This is a genomic window from Elizabethkingia miricola (assembly GCF_001675285.1).
GTDB lineage: Bacteria > Bacteroidota > Bacteroidia > Flavobacteriales > Weeksellaceae > Elizabethkingia > Elizabethkingia miricola.
The window spans coordinates 56,919-73,838 of the sequence record NZ_LSGQ01000004.1 but is presented as its reverse complement, the minus strand read 5'-3'; the positions used below and the strand labels follow the sequence as shown (position 1 = coordinate 73,838).

Genomic DNA, 16,920 nt, shown 5'->3' with positions numbered 1-16,920 from the left:
TAGGATTTTAAAGTAAATTTTATTAAATTTGCAAATCAAAATTCAGAAGTGAAGATCATAAAGCAATTTAAAGAAAAGCATCAGTCATCCCGGACAATAGGAAAAGACAACTCGGTGTGCCCTTTAAATTTGAGATAAATAATGGCCGACAGACTCCAAAAGTTTGTCGGCTTTTTTATTTACGTTTTTTGATAAAACAAATTGAGAATCAAAACTTCAGATCAATTTTAAATTGTAATTTTATTCACTAAATAATAAAAACTAAAAATGAATACCTACAAATCCGCAGGAGTTGACAAAGAAGAAGGGTACAAAACGGTGGACAAGATAAAAAAGGCCGTTAGTGAAACACATAACCCAAACGTGCTAAACAATCTTGGAAGCTTTGGTGCTTTTTATGAAATTGGTGGTTACAAAAACCCGGTACTGGTAAGTGGTACAGATGGAGTTGGTACCAAACTGAAAATTGCATTGGATACCAAACAATATGGTTCTATAGGAATCGATTGTTTTGCAATGTGTGCTAATGATATAGTATGCCACGGTGCAAAACCATTATTCTTCTTAGACTACTTAGCTTGTGGAAAATTAGATGCCGATGTAGCAGCTGAAATCGTACTAGGGATGGTGGAAGCTTGTAAAGACAATCAATGTGCCCTTATTGGTGGTGAAACTGCTGAAATGCCGGGAATGTATAATCCTGGAGATTATGATGTAGCAGGTTTCTGCGTAGGTATTGTAGAAAAAGATCAGGTTATTGACGGTTCTAAAATCAAAGCCGGAGACAAAATTATCGCTTTACCAAGTTCAGGATTCCACTCTAATGGTTTCTCTCTGGTAAGAAAAGTTTTCCCTGACTTCAATGAAGATTTCGAAGGAAAGCCAATTCACGAAACATTATTGGTACCTACAAGATTATATTACCAAAGCATTCAGAAACTGATGAATGAAATGGAAATTCATGGTATTGCTCACATTACAGGTGGAGGATTGTACGAAAATATTCCAAGAATTATTCCTGAAGGACTTTGTGCAACTGTTGAAACAAAAGAAATCAGAATTCCTTCTATTATGTTGGAACTTGAAAAAAGAGGAAACATAGCACGTGAAGAAATGTATGGAACATTCAACATGGGAGTAGGTATGGTGGTTGTCCTTACAGAAGCTGATGCACAGAAAGCTTTAGCGCTTTTACCTGATGCTTACCTTGTAGGAGAGATTACTGAGAACGCTGAGAAAATCCAATTAATCTAAAAATAATTTACCAATATAGTAATGTGACAATATACCAATAAAGACATTGTTACATTACTACATTGCTACATTTGAAAATGAAAAAAATAGTAATACTGGTATCAGGCTCAGGAACTAATTTGCAAAGGATTATAAAAGCTATTACTGATAAAGAAATCCAGAATGCAGAAATAAGCCTTGTAGTTGCTGACCGTGATTGTTACGGACTAAAAAGAGCTGAAGATGCCGGAATCCCTTTTCAATTAATTAAAAGAGGAAAGGATTTTTGCCAGAAACTGGATACAGTAATTCCTGAAGATACATCACTTATTGTACTGGCTGGATTCTTATCCGTTCTTACACAGGAGTTTTGTGAAAAGTGGGAAGGCAAAATGATTAATGTTCATCCATCTTTGCTTCCAAAATTCGGAGGGAAAGGAATGTGGGGAATGCATGTGCACAACGCTGTTAAAGAAGCAGGAGAAAAAGAATCCGGAGCCACTGTACATTTTGTAACCACAGGAGTAGATGAAGGAGAGATTATCCTGCAGGGAAAGATTACTGTTGAAGAAAATGATACGCCGGAAGATATTGCTGGTAAAGTACACCAGATAGAATACGATATTTTTCCTTTAGCTATTGAGAAAGTACTGAATGGCTAATCCTTTAGACTAATAGAAGTTTGAAATAAAATCGGGCTGGGAAAGCAGCCAAAAGTAAAAAGTGAAAACGGAACGTTTGCAACAATTATTTGGGAAAGGAAATAATTGTTGCAGGTTTTCCAAATGCTAATCCTTAAGTAAGATTGGCACAAAAAGTAAAGAAAGAAATGAAAAAAAGAGCATTAATTAGTGTTTCTGACAAAAGCGGTCTAATCGATTTTGCCAGATTTTTGGAAAAAAACAATTATGAGCTGATCTCAACAGGAGGAACCTTTAAGCATCTGAAAGATGCGGGACTTAGCCCTGTTCAGATTGATGAAGTAACAAACTTTCCGGAGATGCTGGATGGAAGAGTAAAAACGCTGCACCCAAAAGTACATGGAGGTATTTTAGCAATTCGTTCAAACGAAGAGCACATGAAAACTGTTCAGGAGCACGGAATTGGCTTAATCGATATGGTAATCGTTAACCTATATCCGTTCTTTGAGAATGCCGATAAAGAAATTTCTTTAGAAGAAAAAGTAGAATTTATCGATATAGGCGGACCTTCTATGTTGCGTTCTGCAGCTAAAGGTTTCTTTGATGTTACTGTAATTACCGATGCCGGTGATTATGCAAAAATTCAGGAAGAAATTGAAACTTCAGGAAATACCCAACTGGAAACGCGTAAGATGTTAGCAGGGAAAGTATTCAACCTTACAGCGGCTTATGATGCTGCAATTTCCAAAATGCTTTTGGATGAAGAATATCCTAACTATCTGAATGCTTCATTCAAAAAAGTTGCGAATCTTCGTTACGGTGAAAATCCACATCAGTCTGCGGCTTACTATGTTTCTACAGTAGAGAAAGGAGCGATGAAGGATTTCGAACAGCTGGGAGGAAAAGAACTTTCTTTCAATAACCTGAGAGATATGGATCTTTGCTGGAAAGTGGTAAATGAATTCAAAGAAGAAATGGCTTGTTGCGCTGTGAAACATTCTACACCTTGTGGAGTGGCTGTAGGTACAACGCCGGAAGAAACATACAGAAAAACATTCGAGTGTGATCCTGTTTCCATTTTTGGTGGAATTGTAGGAATGAACTTTAAAGTAGATGCTGCTACAGCGACTGCATTAAACGAAACTTTCTTAGAAATTGTTATGGCACCTGATTTTGATGCTGATGCTTTAGAAATCCTTAACAAAAAGAAAAATCTTCGTGTAATCAAAATCAAACATCCGGTTTCTGATAAGCAGGTTTGGGTGAAAATTGACGGTGGTATGCTGGTACAAAATGCTGATGATGAGTTTTCTGAAGACATCAGTGTTGTAACTGAAAAACAACCTACAGAAGAGCAGAGAAAAGCATTGATCTTCTCACAAAGAGTTGTGAAATATGTAAAATCTAATGCAATAGTTGTTTCCAATGGCCAGCAGGCTTTAGGAATTGGTGGCGGACAGGTTAACCGTATCTGGGCTACACAACATGCAGTAGAAAGAGCCAAAGCAAAATTCGGTGGTGAATTGGTGCTGGCATCAGATGCTTTCTTTCCGTTTAGAGACGTTGTAGATTTCTGTGCTGCAGAAGGGATCAAAGCTATCATTCAGCCAGGTGGATCTATGCGTGATGAAGAAAGTATTCAGGCTGCAAACGAGCATGAAATCCCAATGTTATTTACCGGGATGCGTCACTTTTTCCATTAATTCAATTAACAGGAATTAACTTTCTATTTTTTTGAAAAAAATAGTTTTTATGCTATCTTTGACACTTGCTACAAAGTAAAGCACAAATTTTTAAGATTTAAATAAAAAAACATATAGCTAAAATATGCGAGTATTAGTCGTTGGTACCGGAGGTCGTGAGGCTGCAATTGGATGGAAACTTAAACAAGATCCGAAAGTTAAAAAAATATTCTTTGCAAGAGGAAATGCTTCAACCGAAGAATATGGTGAGAATATATATGAAGATTCTATCCCTGAACTGGTAGAATTTGCAACAAGAGAAAAAGTTGATTTAACAATAGTTGGTCCTGAAGCACCTTTAGTGGATGGAATCGTAGATGAGTTTAAAGCAGCAGGTCTTAAAATTTTTGGGCCAAATGCTAAAGCGGCTTCATTAGAAGGTTCTAAAGCTTTCTCTAAGAGATTTATGCAGGATCACGGTATTAAAACTGCAAAGGCTCAGGTTTTTGAAGTATACCAGGATGCTTTAGATTATGTTAAAGATCATAAATTCCCGTTAGTAATCAAGGCTAGTGGTTTAGCAGGTGGTAAAGGAGTAGTAATCTGTGAAACTCTTGAAGAAGCAGATGCTGTTATTCATGATTTCATGATCAGAAGAATTCACGGTGATGCCGGGATTAAGCTGGTTATTGAGGAGTTTTTACAAGGATTTGAAGCTTCTATTATCTGTTTCTCCAACGGTGAAGAGTTGTTCCCTTGTATTCCTGTAAAAGATTATAAGAAAGTAGGAGAAGGTGATGAAGGTATGAATACCGGTGGTATGGGTACTGTAGCACCAAGTCCTGAATTCAATGGGATGCACTATGCAGACTTCGAAAGAAATATTATGCTTCCAACGCTGAAAGGTCTTAAGCAGGAGAACCTTAGTTTCAAAGGATTTATTTTCTTTGGATTAATGGTTACTGCAGAAGGCAGCTACCTTCTGGAATATAATATGCGTTTAGGAGATCCTGAAACTCAGGTTATTTTACCTCTAATGGAAAACAGCCTTGTGGATGTTATCAATGACTGTATGGAAGGAAAACCAGTAGAACTAAAATTTGCTGATAAAAAAGCAGTATGTGTAGTGATGGTTTCCGGAGGATATCCAAGAAACATCGAAACTGGTCTTGAAATAAAAGGAACAGATAAAGTAGATACACTTTGTCTTCTTGCAGGTGCCAGAAAAGGTGGAAACAGCTATTATACAACAGGCGGTAGAGTTGTAAATGTTGTAGGATTTGGAGAAACTTATGATGATGCCAGAAAGCAGGCTTATGACAACATTAAAAAGGTTTCTTTCGACTACGGCTTCTACAGACACGATATAGGCTTGTTCGAGCAAAAGAAATAAAACAAACATAACCCCTGAGCGAAAGTTCAGGGGCTTTTAATAAATATCAACGAATTTATCAATGTGTCAGTTTACCAATAATTTATTGTTACATGATGTGCATTGCTAAATTGTTACATTAATTTTATGGAAAAAGGAATTATTATTTTAGACTTCGGTTCACAATACAACCAGTTGATCGGAAGAAGAGTAAGAGAGATGGGAGTATATTCTGAAATCATCCCTTACTACACACCATTGGAAGAAATTAAAGAAAGAAATCCTTTCGGTATTATTCTTTCAGGAGGACCTTCTTCTGTAAATGCAGAAGATGCACATTTGGTTTCAAAAGAAATTTTCGAATTAGGAATTCCTGTTTTAGGGATTTGCTACGGAATGCAGTTAACAGCTCACCTTTTAGGAGGTAAAGTTGCTAAAGGTGTAAAAGGAGAATATGGAAAAGCTGAATTGGAGATCGTAAAAGCATGTTCTTTATTCGATGGAGTAAAAGAAAGATCTATAGCATGGATGAGCCACTTCGACGAAGTAGAAACTGCTCCTCAAGGATTCGATATAGTTGCTAAATCCGGTGTTATTGCAGGAATGGCAAATGAAGATAAAAAAATCTTTACTGTTCAGTTCCACCCTGAAGTTTCTCACACAGAGGAAGGAAGCAAAATGTTGGAGAACTTTGTTCTTAACATCTGCCAATCTGAAAGAAGCTGGAAACTGACTAACTATATTGAAAGAACAGTTGCTGAGATTAAAGAGAAAGTAGGGAGCCAGAAAGTAATTCTTGGGCTTTCCGGAGGTGTAGATTCATCTGTAGCAGCAGTGCTTATCCATAAAGCTATCGGAGATCAGCTGACTTGTATTTTTGTAGATACTGGGCTTCTGAGAAAAGATGAGGCGAAAAAAGTAATGGAAAACTACGGACAGCATTTCCATATGAACATTAAACTGGTAGATGCTGCTGACAGATTCCTGTCCAAGCTGGCTGGTGTTGATGATCCTGAACAAAAAAGAAAGATTATCGGAAACGAGTTTATCGCTGTTTTCGATGAAGAATCTCATAAAATTGAAGGTGCAAAATTCTTAGCACAGGGAACTATTTATCCTGATGTTATCGAATCTCAATCTGTAAAAGGACCTTCTGCAGTAATCAAGTCTCACCATAATGTTGGTGGTCTTCCTGAGGAAATGGATTTCGAATTACTAGAACCGTTAAGAGAGCTATTCAAAGACGAAGTAAGAAAAGTAGGAGAAGAACTAGGTATTCCTCACCACTTGGTATACAGACACCCGTTCCCAGGTCCCGGATTAGGTATCCGTGTTCTTGGAGCAGTAGATGTAGAGAAAGTAAGAATCTTACAGGAAGCAGATGATATCTTCATCGAGGAATTGTACAAAAATGATCTGTACGAAAAAGTATCACAGGCTTTCGTGGTATTACTTCCGGTAAAATCTGTTGGAGTAATGGGAGATGAGAGAACTTATGAATATACAGCTGTTGTACGTTCTGCTAATACAATAGACTTTATGACGGCTACATGGAGCAAACTTCCTTATGAATTCCTGGAAACTGTTTCCAACAGAATTATCAATGAGGTAAGAGGTATTAACCGTGTTGCTTATGATATTTCAAGCAAACCACCTGCAACAATCGAGTGGGAATAATATAAAGAAAAGGACAGGTTTAGAATCTGTCCTTTTCTTTGTAATCTAAATTTTAATAATTATTATATGAATAAAATCTTTACTGTTTCCATTATCTTATTTACTTTATTTTTTATAACCTTTTCTTGTAGTAACAGGGATGAAGACAAAGTGAATTCTTCGGGCTATCTTCAAATCAGTACCAATGAAAGGCTGAATATTGATAATGTCAATGTACGTGAAATGCTCAATTACAATTCTACAAATAAGAATGTTTATATTTTTAGCTTTACCAATATAGGAAGAGTTAATAGTAATGGAATGACTGCTACTAAAACAGTTCAAATGGGGGTGGAATTTCCAAATAATGAAATCTTGGATGGTGATTTTAACTATCAGAATAGTACCAGAAAGATGGAATATGCCTCTACGTGGTATATGGATTTTGATGGTGCCTCAGGGAAATCAGAGCAAATTTCATCCGAAGGAAAATGTTCAATTAAAAGAATTGGTAGAGATAGATTTACAGTTACTTTTTCTTTTAAAACAGGACCAGATAGAATTATTTCAGGAGAGTACTCCGGGAAAGTGATTATACATGATGAGAAAATGTAATTAATATTACAAGCTTTGTCTTAACAAAACTATTAAAGCAGCCAAAAGGCTGCTTTTTTTGTGAGAGGTTTCTACATCTTTTAACTAAATTATATTGAATATATTTGATTGACTAAGAGGAATAGTTTTTGATTAACTAGAACAAAATTATTGTAATGCTAAACAAACAACAGAGAAAGCTAAAGCGTACAAGCCGTCTTATTTCGGTTCTTGCCAAATATGGTTTTAAAGATATTGTGTCCAGAATTGGAGGACAGAATGATCAGAAAACAAATTTCTCTGATGAGACGGATACCCAGAATACAGTATACGAACGTATTCGTATGGCATTAGAAGAATTGGGACCTTCTTTTGTTAAGATAGGTCAGGCTTTCAGTAATAGGGAGGATATGCTTCCTAAAGATATGATTACTGAACTACAAAACCTACAAGACAGGGTAGAAGTACAGGATCTTGATCTGGATTCTATATTGGAGGAACAATTTAGCATCAATATTTCAGATACCTTTCAGTCTTTAGACAGGAAACCTATTGCTTCTGCTTCTATTGCACAGGTTTATAAAGGTATACTAAAAGATGGAAGTCCTGTGGTATTAAAAGTAAAGAGGCAGGGGATTCAGGAAGTTATTGAAGATGACTTGTTACTCATGAAAGATCTTGCAAAGATTCTCAATACTTATTTTGAATTTGCACAACATCTGGATCTGAATAAGGCTATTGCTACATTTGAAAAATCGTTGCTTACTGAACTTTCTCTGGTGCAGGAAAAAGAAAATATCCAGAAGTTTGCCTTTAATTTTAAAAATAACAAAAACACTTATGTTCCTAAAGTTTATGAAGAACTGAGTAACAACGAGGTACTTTGTATGGAATTTATAGACGGGGTTAAAGTTACAGATCTGGAAGGATTAAAAAGCTATGAATTGAACCCTGAGGTTATTGCTGACAGAGGGTTGCAGCTATTTTTAGCTCAGATTCTGGATTATGGCTTCTTTCATGCAGATCCACATGCCGGAAATATTCTTGTAAAACCGGACGGTAAAGTTGTATTTATAGACCTTGGAGCTGCAGGAACTATTTTTCCTCAGGACAAAGAATTACTGGAAAACTTTATTATTAATTTCATTTCGAAAAGACCTCGGAAGCTTATTGAAGTCATAAAAAAAATGGCGGTTGAAATAGATATTAAAGATGAACGTAAACTGGAAAACGATCTTCAGGAGGTATTAGATTTTGTACATAATGAATCCCTGGAAAATATTGATGCAGGCTTTATTCTGAATAAGCTGCGTGCTATTCTGATGGAAAATAAAGTGAACATGCCGGAATACTTTTACCTTCTGGTACGTGGGATAAGTCTTATTGAAAGTGTAGGCCGAAAAATAAATCCTAACATGGATCTTGTAAAAAGTGCCGAGCCATATGTGAAGAAGATCATGATGAAGCGTATTAGCCCGGGATATCTATTTAATAAAGGGGTAAAGAGAGCTGAGGAAATTGCAGAGCATATTGATGTTTTGCCCCGTGAAATTAGTAGTGTTTTACTGAAAGCAAATGAAGGAACACTTACCCTGAATACAGAAATTAAAAATCTTTCCAAAACCAATAATATTATACAAAGAGGATTTCATGATCTAGTCCTGGCACTTATCCTTTGTGCCAATATGATTGTTACAGCTATTTTGTGGGTAGGTAAGGCTGAACCTTTAGTAGGACAGGTGTCATTACTTGGTATATTAGGGTTAGTGATTTCATTATTTCTATTCATTGTGCTTTGCTTACGCATGTTGCGAAAAAATAAATAAAAAATCTCCTATCTTTGCAGGATGATAACATTTGAGGATTTCGAATTACCGAAAAATCTTTTTTCGGCATTAGAGCAAAACGGAATAACTGTACCAACTCCTATTCAGCTGAAAAGCTTTAAACCCATTTTGTCCGGACGTGACGTTATGGGTATTGCACAAACGGGTACAGGTAAAACTCTGGCTTATTTATTACCGGTTCTCAAAATGTGGAAATATTCCAAAGCCGATAACCCTACAGTATTGGTTTTAGTACCTACCCGTGAACTTGTTGTACAGGTTACGGAAATACTTGAAAACTTAACTGAAAACATGGCTGCTCGTGTTATAGGTATCTATGGTGGCAAAAATATCAATACGCAGAAATTATTGTTTGACAATGGCTGTGATATTTTGGTAGGAACACCAGGCCGGGTATTGGACTTAGCAATAGATAATGCAATAAGCCTAAAGGATGTACGTCATCTTGTTATTGATGAGTTTGATGAAATGCTAAACTTAGGATTCCGTCCACAGTTAACTCATATCTTTGAAGTTATGCGTCAGAAGAGACAAAATATACTATTCTCTGCAACGATGACGGAAGCTGTAGATACAATGCTGGATGAGTATTTTAACGGTCCTGAAGAAATAAGCTTAGCAAAATCCGGAACTCCGCTAGAAAAAATTACACAGCAAGGCTATAAGGTCGAAAACTTCAATACTAAAATCAATTTGTTAAAGCATCTTTTGGAAAGTGATGAAGGTATGTCTAAAGTATTGGTTTTTGCTAATAATAAGAAACATGCAGATTACCTTTTCAATACATTAGACGAGTTATATCCGGATCAGTTTGATGTAATCCACTCTAACAAATCTCAAAACTACAGATTAAGAGCCATGCGTAAATTTGAAGATGCCGAAGTGCGAGGTCTTATTACAACAGACGTAATGGCACGTGGTCTAGATATTTCAGATATTACCCATGTATTCAATTTCGAAGTCCCAGAGGTTCCGGAACAATATATTCACCGTATCGGTCGTACAGGTCGTGCTGATAAAGATGGTACAGCAATTTCTTTCATTACTAAAAAAGAAGAAGCTTTACTGTTGGAGATTGAAGTTTTAATGAACAAAGAGCTTCAGTTTATTGATTTCCCTGAGGAAGTAATCATTAATCCTAAAAAGATCGAATCTGAAAAAGAAGAGGTCAAAATGAAGAATCCTACAAAGGCACCGGATATTACGCAGGGTGGTGGAGCCTTTCATGAGAAGAAGGATAAAAATAAAAAAATTAACCTTGGTGGACCTACTAAAAGAAAACCACCTAAAACAAAGCCTGCTAACAGAAATCAGCAGAAACAAAAAGCTAAAAGAAATAAGAGATAATAATAGATCAAATAAAAACCGTGTAAGAATTTACACGGTTTTTTATATTTGGAGCTTCAAGAATATATTAAATGAAAAATCTCTGATGTTTCTTTAGTGCTGTGTAAAATAATTTTTCAGCTGCTCCCGGGCACATCTTCTGCCATATTCTATTTGGTTCTGAGCCTTATAGAATTCATATAATTCGCAGGAATAACGGGAAATATTAATCATAAAATCAGGAGCATGTTCTTTAAGATTAAAGTTACCAATGGTTTCAATCATTAAAGATATAGTCCGGTTAGTCAGTCTCAGCATTCCCAGCTTAGATGAAGGTGTAGGAAGCGCTTTTCCTTCAAAAGGAATTCTGGCATTAACGTTTACCGCAAGTATTTTATCTTCCGGATTCGTTTTTATGGCATAATCAATCGGAATGTTATTCAGAACACCGCCATCTACCAAAACCATATTATCTTTTATAACCGGAGTAAAAACAGAGGGTATAGCTATAGAAGCCCTTATAGCGTCATAAATATTTCCTGAGTTAATGTATACGGGCTGATGTGCCTGTATGTCTGTTGCTAGACATGCAAACGGAATTTTAAGGTCTTCAATATTTTCTCCGGGTATGGCCAGACTTAGGATATTCAGAATTTTTTCACCTTTAATGAAGCCACCGTTTTTGAAAGAAAAATCTATAAGCCTCAGAAAACTGTAACGGTTAAGCTTTACTATCCATTCTTTAAACTCCTGAAGTTTGCCCATGGCATATATTCCTCCAACTAAAGCGCCCATGGAAGTTCCAACAATGCTATTGATTTTAAAGTTTTGTCTCTCCAGTTCTTCGATAACACCTATATGAGCTAAGCCTCTGGCGCCACCACCGGAAAGGACTAAAGATATATTTTTGTTGACTTCCATAACTTTGATTTTATAATGCTTCTGTTTATTGCATTAAAATATTATTCCAGAGTTATAGAGTTACTCGAAATAATGTTACCATTGGAATCATAATTAAAATTCCATTCTGTTTCTGAGATAAGTTGTTTACTGTTTGAAGTATAATAAATGACTGCCATGTATCTGAAATTATTTCTGGATAAACTTCTTTCTAAGTAGTCATTTAAAACATTTAATTTTTTGAAAGGATTTCTACTTGTATCATAATTACCAAATTGTTTTTCATATACTTGAGTTGTGGATTCCATACCATTTGCTAGGAGTCTTGTTGTTATTATATTTTGAAGGTTTTCATTTGGGTCATAAGCAAATTTCTCAATAATTGTTTCAATATAGTCATATGGCCTTTCCGGATTAAATATATTGTTAGGAAAAGTAGTTTCCGTTTTCACTAAAAGCTTTCCATTATAAAAATATTTTGTTTTTTTATTCAATTTCGGAAAAGTTTCATTAATGATATTTCTCTCGATAATTTGGTTGCTTTCATTGAAAATCAAGTTCTCTTTTTTATCTTTAGAAACGATTAACTCTGTGGAGCTTCCTTTTATAGATGCAGATTTGTTTCCATATTCAATTGTTGTAGAAATTTTATAGGTGAAAGTTATTATGTTACCAGATGGATCCATTATAGGAGCACCTATTCGTTCTACCAATCTATTATTTGTATCATATTTAAAATTGTAATAATAAAAAAGGTCCGAATTAGAAGCGTTTTTAGGTGGGTTAAAAGTTAAGTTTGCTTCTCTAATAAGAGTTTCCCTAGGTTCGCTATCATTATTACGACAGGAAAATAATAAGATGACGATTGGAAAAAGATAAAATAGATTTTTTGTCATATAATTTTTTCGCAAAAATATAATTACGAAATGCTCCTGTCAGGAGCATTTCGTAATTATTTTAAGTAAGGTGCTATCACTTTTTCCCATATAGCATAACCCGATGGTTTCATATGGAGCATGTCATCCAGAAATATATCCTTTCTAATAACACCATTTTTATCATTCATTACTTTGGTAATATCTATGTATGAAGTGTTTTTCTGACTTTTCAGGAAAGCTTTTATTTTCTTATTAGCCTGCTGCATTTGTGGCCAGTAGCCTTCTCTGGAAGGTGAGTGCTTAATTGAAATGTAAGATACATTAATTTTAGGATAATACTGTCTTATTTTACCATAGAAGGTTTTAAATCTTGCAACCACAGTATCTACAGATGGCTTGTCTTCCGATACAAAATCATTATCTCCACAATAAACTACAATTTGTTTAGGATGATAAGGTTTCAATAAATCATCTGCAAAGTAATTGAGGTCAGAAAGTCTTGAACCGCCAAAACCTCTGTTAATAATGGTCTTCTGAGGGAAGTATTTAGCAATATCAGTCCACTTGGTAAAGGTTGAACTCCCAATAAATAATATAGCATTTTGAGGAATTCCATTTAAACTGTCTCTCTTTTTAAATTCCTGAATATCGTGCCAGAATATTCTTTTTTCTTGCGCTTGAAGTGTTACTGAAAGTAATACTACAAACGCAAATATCATTCTTAATCTCTTCATGGTTTTAATAGCTCATTTCAACAATTTTCTTAGCATCGGAAGGAGTTAGTTTTTTATGCTCCCCAATACCTGCCATATTTCTACTGATAAAGGCACTTTCAACTTTTTCTGCAGTTCCGTTATATGCCTCTGTATATTCTGAAAGTTTAGTTAGTATTCCCAAAGAATGGAAGAATTGCTCCATTTTTTCAATGGCTTTTAATGCTTTCTCTTCCGTTGTTCCTTCCGTGATATTCCATACTCTTTCGCCATATTGAGCTAACTTTTCTTTTTTAGATTCCAAATTATAACGGTAATGGCTAGGCGCAATAATCGCTAGTGTGCGTGCATGATCTATACCGTAGTATGCTGTAAGTTCGTGTCCTATAGCGTGGACAGCCCAATCTGAAGGAACACCTTGTTGAATCAGTCCATTAAGTGCCATAGTACAGCTCCACATAAAATCACCAGCAGCTGTATAATCAAATTCTTCCTGCATAACCTTAGGCGCAATTTCCTGTAAAGATTGCAAAATACTTTCCGCAAATCTGTCCTGTAATGTAGCCCCAATAGGATAGGTCATGTATTGTTCCATTACGTGAGTGTATGCGTCGGTAATACCATTGGCAATCTGATTTTCTGGAATAGAACGAATAACCTCAGGGTCAAGAACAGAAACTTGTGGGAATAATCCCGGTCCACCAGAAGATAATTTCTCCTGAGTAGCTCTTCTTGAAATAACATAGCCGGAATTCATTTCCGAACCTGTAGCAGGTAAAGTTAATACCGTAGCAAAAGGTAAAGCCTGTCCTTCCATAGTTCTTACCGAATTTCTAAGGATATCCCAGGGCTCTCCATTGTATTTTGCAGCAGTAGCAAGATATTTGGTTCCGTCGATAACAGATCCGCCACCAACGGCAAGAAGGTAAGTAATATTCTTTTCTTTAATAACTTGTAAAGCTTCCATCAGTACTTCGTATTCCGGATTAGCAGGAATACCTCCAAATTCTTCTACCTGATGATTTGCCAGAGTATCTTTTACCTGTTGATATACGCCATTCTTTTTAATACTGCCACCTCCGTATAACAGAAGAATTTTAGCATCTGAAGGAATCTCTTTTCCAAGTGAAGCGATTTCACCCTTTCCAAAAATAATTTTGGTTGGATTTTTATATTTAAAATTTAGCATAGGATTGATTTTGCCTAACAAATGTAGGGCTTTATTTTAATGCATTAAGCCGGATTATGTTGAATTTTGCGAATATTCAGACTTATAAAATCTATATTATGAAATTATACAAATAATGCAAAAAGGAAAGACCTTAACTCAAATTATTGCGCGTTTCTTTTTTCAGATTTATAATTAAGCCATGAAATCAGAAAGTTGATTCCGGTAATTATAGTGACTATTAGAAATAGAATATTCCATAAACTTATATTTGTTGCTATAAACATGATGGATATTTGTATCACAAGGCTAATTAATGTAACAAGCGTAAATTTTAAATGATTTGATCTTGTTTTATAAAAGAATGGAATGTTTCCGCCTAAATAATGTCCCGGGTTAGTATTATATCTGTTCCACTCATCATATTCTTCCATGAAATTTTCCTGATCTATTGTTTTGCTTTCATCAATGTTTTCTTTACTGATAATTGATATAGACTTATTATAATTAATCTCATCTACCAGAAGCGTAGATTCATCATAATTGATCACTGCCAAGATTTCATTTTCAAACAAAATACTCTTTAAATATTCAGCATTTACTAAATATTTATACTTGAGAACAACTTTAAGATCATTAGTATCAAATGTTTTGTTATTTTCCATACTGGTAGCCAAAAGCATTGAAAATGAAAGATTAGCTTAATTTTTCAGACCATCTAAGAGGAGCTGGAAGATCTACATTTGAGAATTCAATATGAATAACCCTTCTTTTTTTATTATTGACGGTTCTGCCTGAGCTGTGTAATAAAAGAGGTTTCATAATCATAATTCCACCTTTGCTCACACTGCAGGTAGATTCCTTTTCCGTTTTCCAGTCAATGGTTTCCGGTCTGTAAATGCCTTTTGAGTGAGAATTTTCAATAACTTTTAGTGCACCGTTTTCAGAATTTGTTTCATCAAGATGAATTCTGATTGTAAAAATATTTTGTAAAATTTCGAGAGGAGGCTGTACTGCATATTGATTTTGTTTTGTAGTCCATGGACCGAAATTTTCCATTTCTATTTTCTTATCAACAGAAATAGTCAGATCTTGATGATAGGCTACATACCAGTTTGAAGACTCAGGCTTATCAAAATAAATACTTTTTACAACAAAATAATCGTAATCGAATATGGTATGGATTATATGATTTAATTTTTCATTGAAAATTAAATCATAGGTTTCCGGAACTTCCTTCAGAAATTGTCTGATTGCAAATAAATCTTTTGACTTTCTAAAAGTATCTTTAGAATTGTCGGCTTGTTCTATCTTTCCAAGAATAGACTGTACCTCTTCGTCTGTATAAACCTGATCAATAGTTGTAAAACCTGATTCCTGAATTTTATTTTTATGTTGCAGAGTGTCGTATAGTTGCATTTTCTTTATAGACTTGTAAATACTATTATGAGCTAAAGTAAGGAAAAATGCCTTTCCTTGCTTAACTTAATTTCTGCTTAGGCCACTTCCATGCATATAAAACGATCAGAATCGTAATAGCGCTTTCTGTTAATGCCAGAAATACATAAAACATTCTCCATGAATCCAAAGAAGTAATGGCAATAAGCAGCATAATCAAGGTGAAAAGTATTCCGAAAATAAGATTAAATAATCTGTTGAGCTTTGGATTCAAAATAACAGATAACCCGACCATAACAGCAGGAATAGCTAATAGTAAACTTGCACCAAATAATTTCTGAGGATCATTGAGAAGGTTGTGTCCATCAATAAGTCCTTTAACTTTTCCCGGAATGTAGAGTTCAAAGTAATCTCCATATAAATAGCATAATGTAACAGAAGCCCATAATGCAGCCAGTTTAATCTTTACATCAATCTTCGAGTCTTCCAAATTGGTTTTGTGAGGTGTGTGAATATTCATACAAGCTTTTTTAGTAAGACAGCTATTGGTTTATTTGGTTACAGTTACATCATAAAAAAGCCAGTGCAAAAGCACTGGCAGTATAATAAATAATATATTTTATTATTCGAAAAAAGCGTTAGGATATACAACCGTTCCTTCAACTCCCTTTAAAGAGCCTTTTATAAGCTCTATAGCCATACAGTTTTCATCGGGTACATCAAAAGGTAATTTAATTCCATATTTTTTGGCTATTTCATAACCGAATCGGGGATAGTAATTCTCATGACCTAATAAAATAACAGAACCAAAACCTAATTCCTTAGCTTTTTTATGAGCGGTTTCTATTAGTTTTCCGCCAATACCTTTACCCTGATATTCCGGAAGTACTGAGACCGGAGCTAATGCCAGGGAATCAAATTCTTTATTTTCTTTATTTACGACTTTAATTTTAGTGAGCAAAATATGTCCTGCGATCTTTTGGTTTATCTCAGCAACTATAGAAAGCTCCGGAATAAAGGCCTCAGAATTTCTTAGTCTTTCTACTAAATATTGCTCGCTGTGATCACTCATTTCTTCATTTTCAAAAGCTCTTTGAATTACATTAGATACAGCTGTATAATCGTCTTTATTTTCTTGTCTAAAAAGGATATTCATTTTGATTTTTTAAATTTTCATTTGCTGGTCAATTAAAAATTAACGGGCTAAATGTTTGTTAAAATATAATAATTAGAAATCTTCAGACTGAAAAGTCTGAATAAACAGAAATTGCCATAACCCCGACAGAAATGTCAGAGGTTATGTATTATGCGGATATCTTCTTAGCGCTAGACATGCTACAAAGGTAATTATTTTCTTTGTAAAGAATTAAATGTTGCCTAAATTTGATAGGCTTAAATATTTTGTCAGGATTTATATAATTGTATTTTTTGAATAAATAAATTTATAATAAGAAGATTTTGCAAATATTTAAACTATAAAATCCAATAAAAGCCTTAACTTTTCACCAAAAT

At 34.8% G+C, this 16,920-nt stretch carries 16 protein-coding genes; 8 read left to right on the top strand and 8 right to left on the bottom strand.

Annotated features, from left to right (window positions below; translation table 11 throughout):
- Positions 1-267 precede the first annotated feature (267 nt).
- The 8 genes from purM (at position 268) to ATE49_RS06295 (ending at position 10,372) form a co-directional block, all read left to right on the top strand.
- A complete protein-coding gene (gene purM, locus ATE49_RS06330; protein WP_021346871.1) occupies positions 268-1,254 on the top strand; it encodes a phosphoribosylformylglycinamidine cyclo-ligase in 987 nt (328 codons plus the stop codon).
- 77 nt (positions 1,255-1,331) lie between these two features.
- A complete protein-coding gene (gene purN, locus ATE49_RS06325) occupies positions 1,332-1,895 on the top strand; it encodes a phosphoribosylglycinamide formyltransferase (protein ID WP_065081485.1) in 564 nt (187 codons plus the stop codon).
- Positions 1,896-2,062: 167 nt separating this feature from the next.
- Complete coding sequence (gene purH / locus ATE49_RS06320) at positions 2,063-3,577, top strand: bifunctional phosphoribosylaminoimidazolecarboxamide formyltransferase/IMP cyclohydrolase (RefSeq protein WP_065081599.1); 1,515 nt, start codon at positions 2,063-2,065, stop codon at positions 3,575-3,577.
- A 124-nt stretch (positions 3,578-3,701) separates the two neighbouring features.
- Positions 3,702-4,949: a phosphoribosylamine--glycine ligase gene (gene purD / locus ATE49_RS06315; protein ID WP_009084526.1), complete on the top strand. Its 1,248-nt coding sequence runs from the start codon at positions 3,702-3,704 to the stop codon at positions 4,947-4,949.
- A 126-nt stretch (positions 4,950-5,075) separates the two neighbouring features.
- The gene (gene guaA, locus ATE49_RS06310) at positions 5,076-6,605 is read left to right on the top strand and encodes a glutamine-hydrolyzing GMP synthase (RefSeq protein ID WP_065081484.1); all 1,530 of its coding nucleotides are present in this window, start codon (positions 5,076-5,078) and stop codon (positions 6,603-6,605) included.
- Between the two features lie 66 nt (positions 6,606-6,671).
- Entirely contained in the window at positions 6,672-7,199 is a 528-nt protein-coding gene (locus ATE49_RS06305; RefSeq protein WP_065081483.1) for a hypothetical protein, read from the top strand.
- A gap of 155 nt (positions 7,200-7,354) precedes the next feature.
- Positions 7,355-9,004: an ABC1 kinase family protein gene (locus ATE49_RS06300; RefSeq protein ID WP_065081482.1), complete on the top strand. Its 1,650-nt coding sequence runs from the start codon at positions 7,355-7,357 to the stop codon at positions 9,002-9,004.
- 21 nt (positions 9,005-9,025) lie between these two features.
- On the top strand, positions 9,026-10,372 hold the full coding sequence (locus ATE49_RS06295) for a DEAD/DEAH box helicase (protein WP_065081481.1): 1,347 nt from the start codon (positions 9,026-9,028) through the stop codon (positions 10,370-10,372).
- Between the two features lie 93 nt (positions 10,373-10,465).
- Here the strand turns inward: ATE49_RS06295 and ATE49_RS06290 are convergent, their stop codons facing one another.
- The 8 genes from ATE49_RS06290 to ATE49_RS06255 all read right to left on the bottom strand — a co-directional run bounded on the left by ATE49_RS06290 (position 10,466) and on the right by ATE49_RS06255 (position 16,564).
- Positions 10,466-11,272 (bottom strand): patatin-like phospholipase family protein, encoded by an 807-nt coding sequence (locus tag ATE49_RS06290; RefSeq protein ID WP_065081480.1) that lies wholly within the window; start codon positions 11,270-11,272, stop codon positions 10,466-10,468.
- A gap of 41 nt (positions 11,273-11,313) precedes the next feature.
- Positions 11,314-12,147, bottom strand: a complete 834-nt coding sequence (locus tag ATE49_RS06285) for an HAD family hydrolase (RefSeq protein ID WP_065081479.1) — start codon at positions 12,145-12,147, stop codon at positions 11,314-11,316.
- Between the two features lie 56 nt (positions 12,148-12,203).
- A complete protein-coding gene (locus tag ATE49_RS06280; RefSeq protein WP_065081478.1) occupies positions 12,204-12,863 on the bottom strand; it encodes a GDSL-type esterase/lipase family protein in 660 nt (219 codons plus the stop codon).
- A 4-nt stretch (positions 12,864-12,867) separates the two neighbouring features.
- Positions 12,868-14,031, bottom strand: a complete 1,164-nt coding sequence (locus ATE49_RS06275) for an iron-containing alcohol dehydrogenase (protein ID WP_065081477.1) — start codon at positions 14,029-14,031, stop codon at positions 12,868-12,870.
- A 143-nt stretch (positions 14,032-14,174) separates the two neighbouring features.
- Positions 14,175-14,675: a hypothetical protein gene (locus ATE49_RS06270; protein WP_179195567.1), complete on the bottom strand. Its 501-nt coding sequence runs from the start codon at positions 14,673-14,675 to the stop codon at positions 14,175-14,177.
- A 31-nt stretch (positions 14,676-14,706) separates the two neighbouring features.
- The gene (locus ATE49_RS06265) at positions 14,707-15,429 is read right to left on the bottom strand and encodes a phytanoyl-CoA dioxygenase family protein (protein WP_179195566.1); all 723 of its coding nucleotides are present in this window, start codon (positions 15,427-15,429) and stop codon (positions 14,707-14,709) included.
- A 61-nt stretch (positions 15,430-15,490) separates the two neighbouring features.
- A complete protein-coding gene (locus ATE49_RS06260; protein WP_065081474.1) occupies positions 15,491-15,928 on the bottom strand; it encodes a DUF6326 family protein in 438 nt (145 codons plus the stop codon).
- A 102-nt stretch (positions 15,929-16,030) separates the two neighbouring features.
- Positions 16,031-16,564, bottom strand: coding sequence for a GNAT family N-acetyltransferase (locus tag ATE49_RS06255; RefSeq protein ID WP_065081473.1), 534 nt, complete (start codon positions 16,562-16,564; stop codon positions 16,031-16,033).
- Between the last annotated feature and the right edge of the window lie 356 nt (positions 16,565-16,920).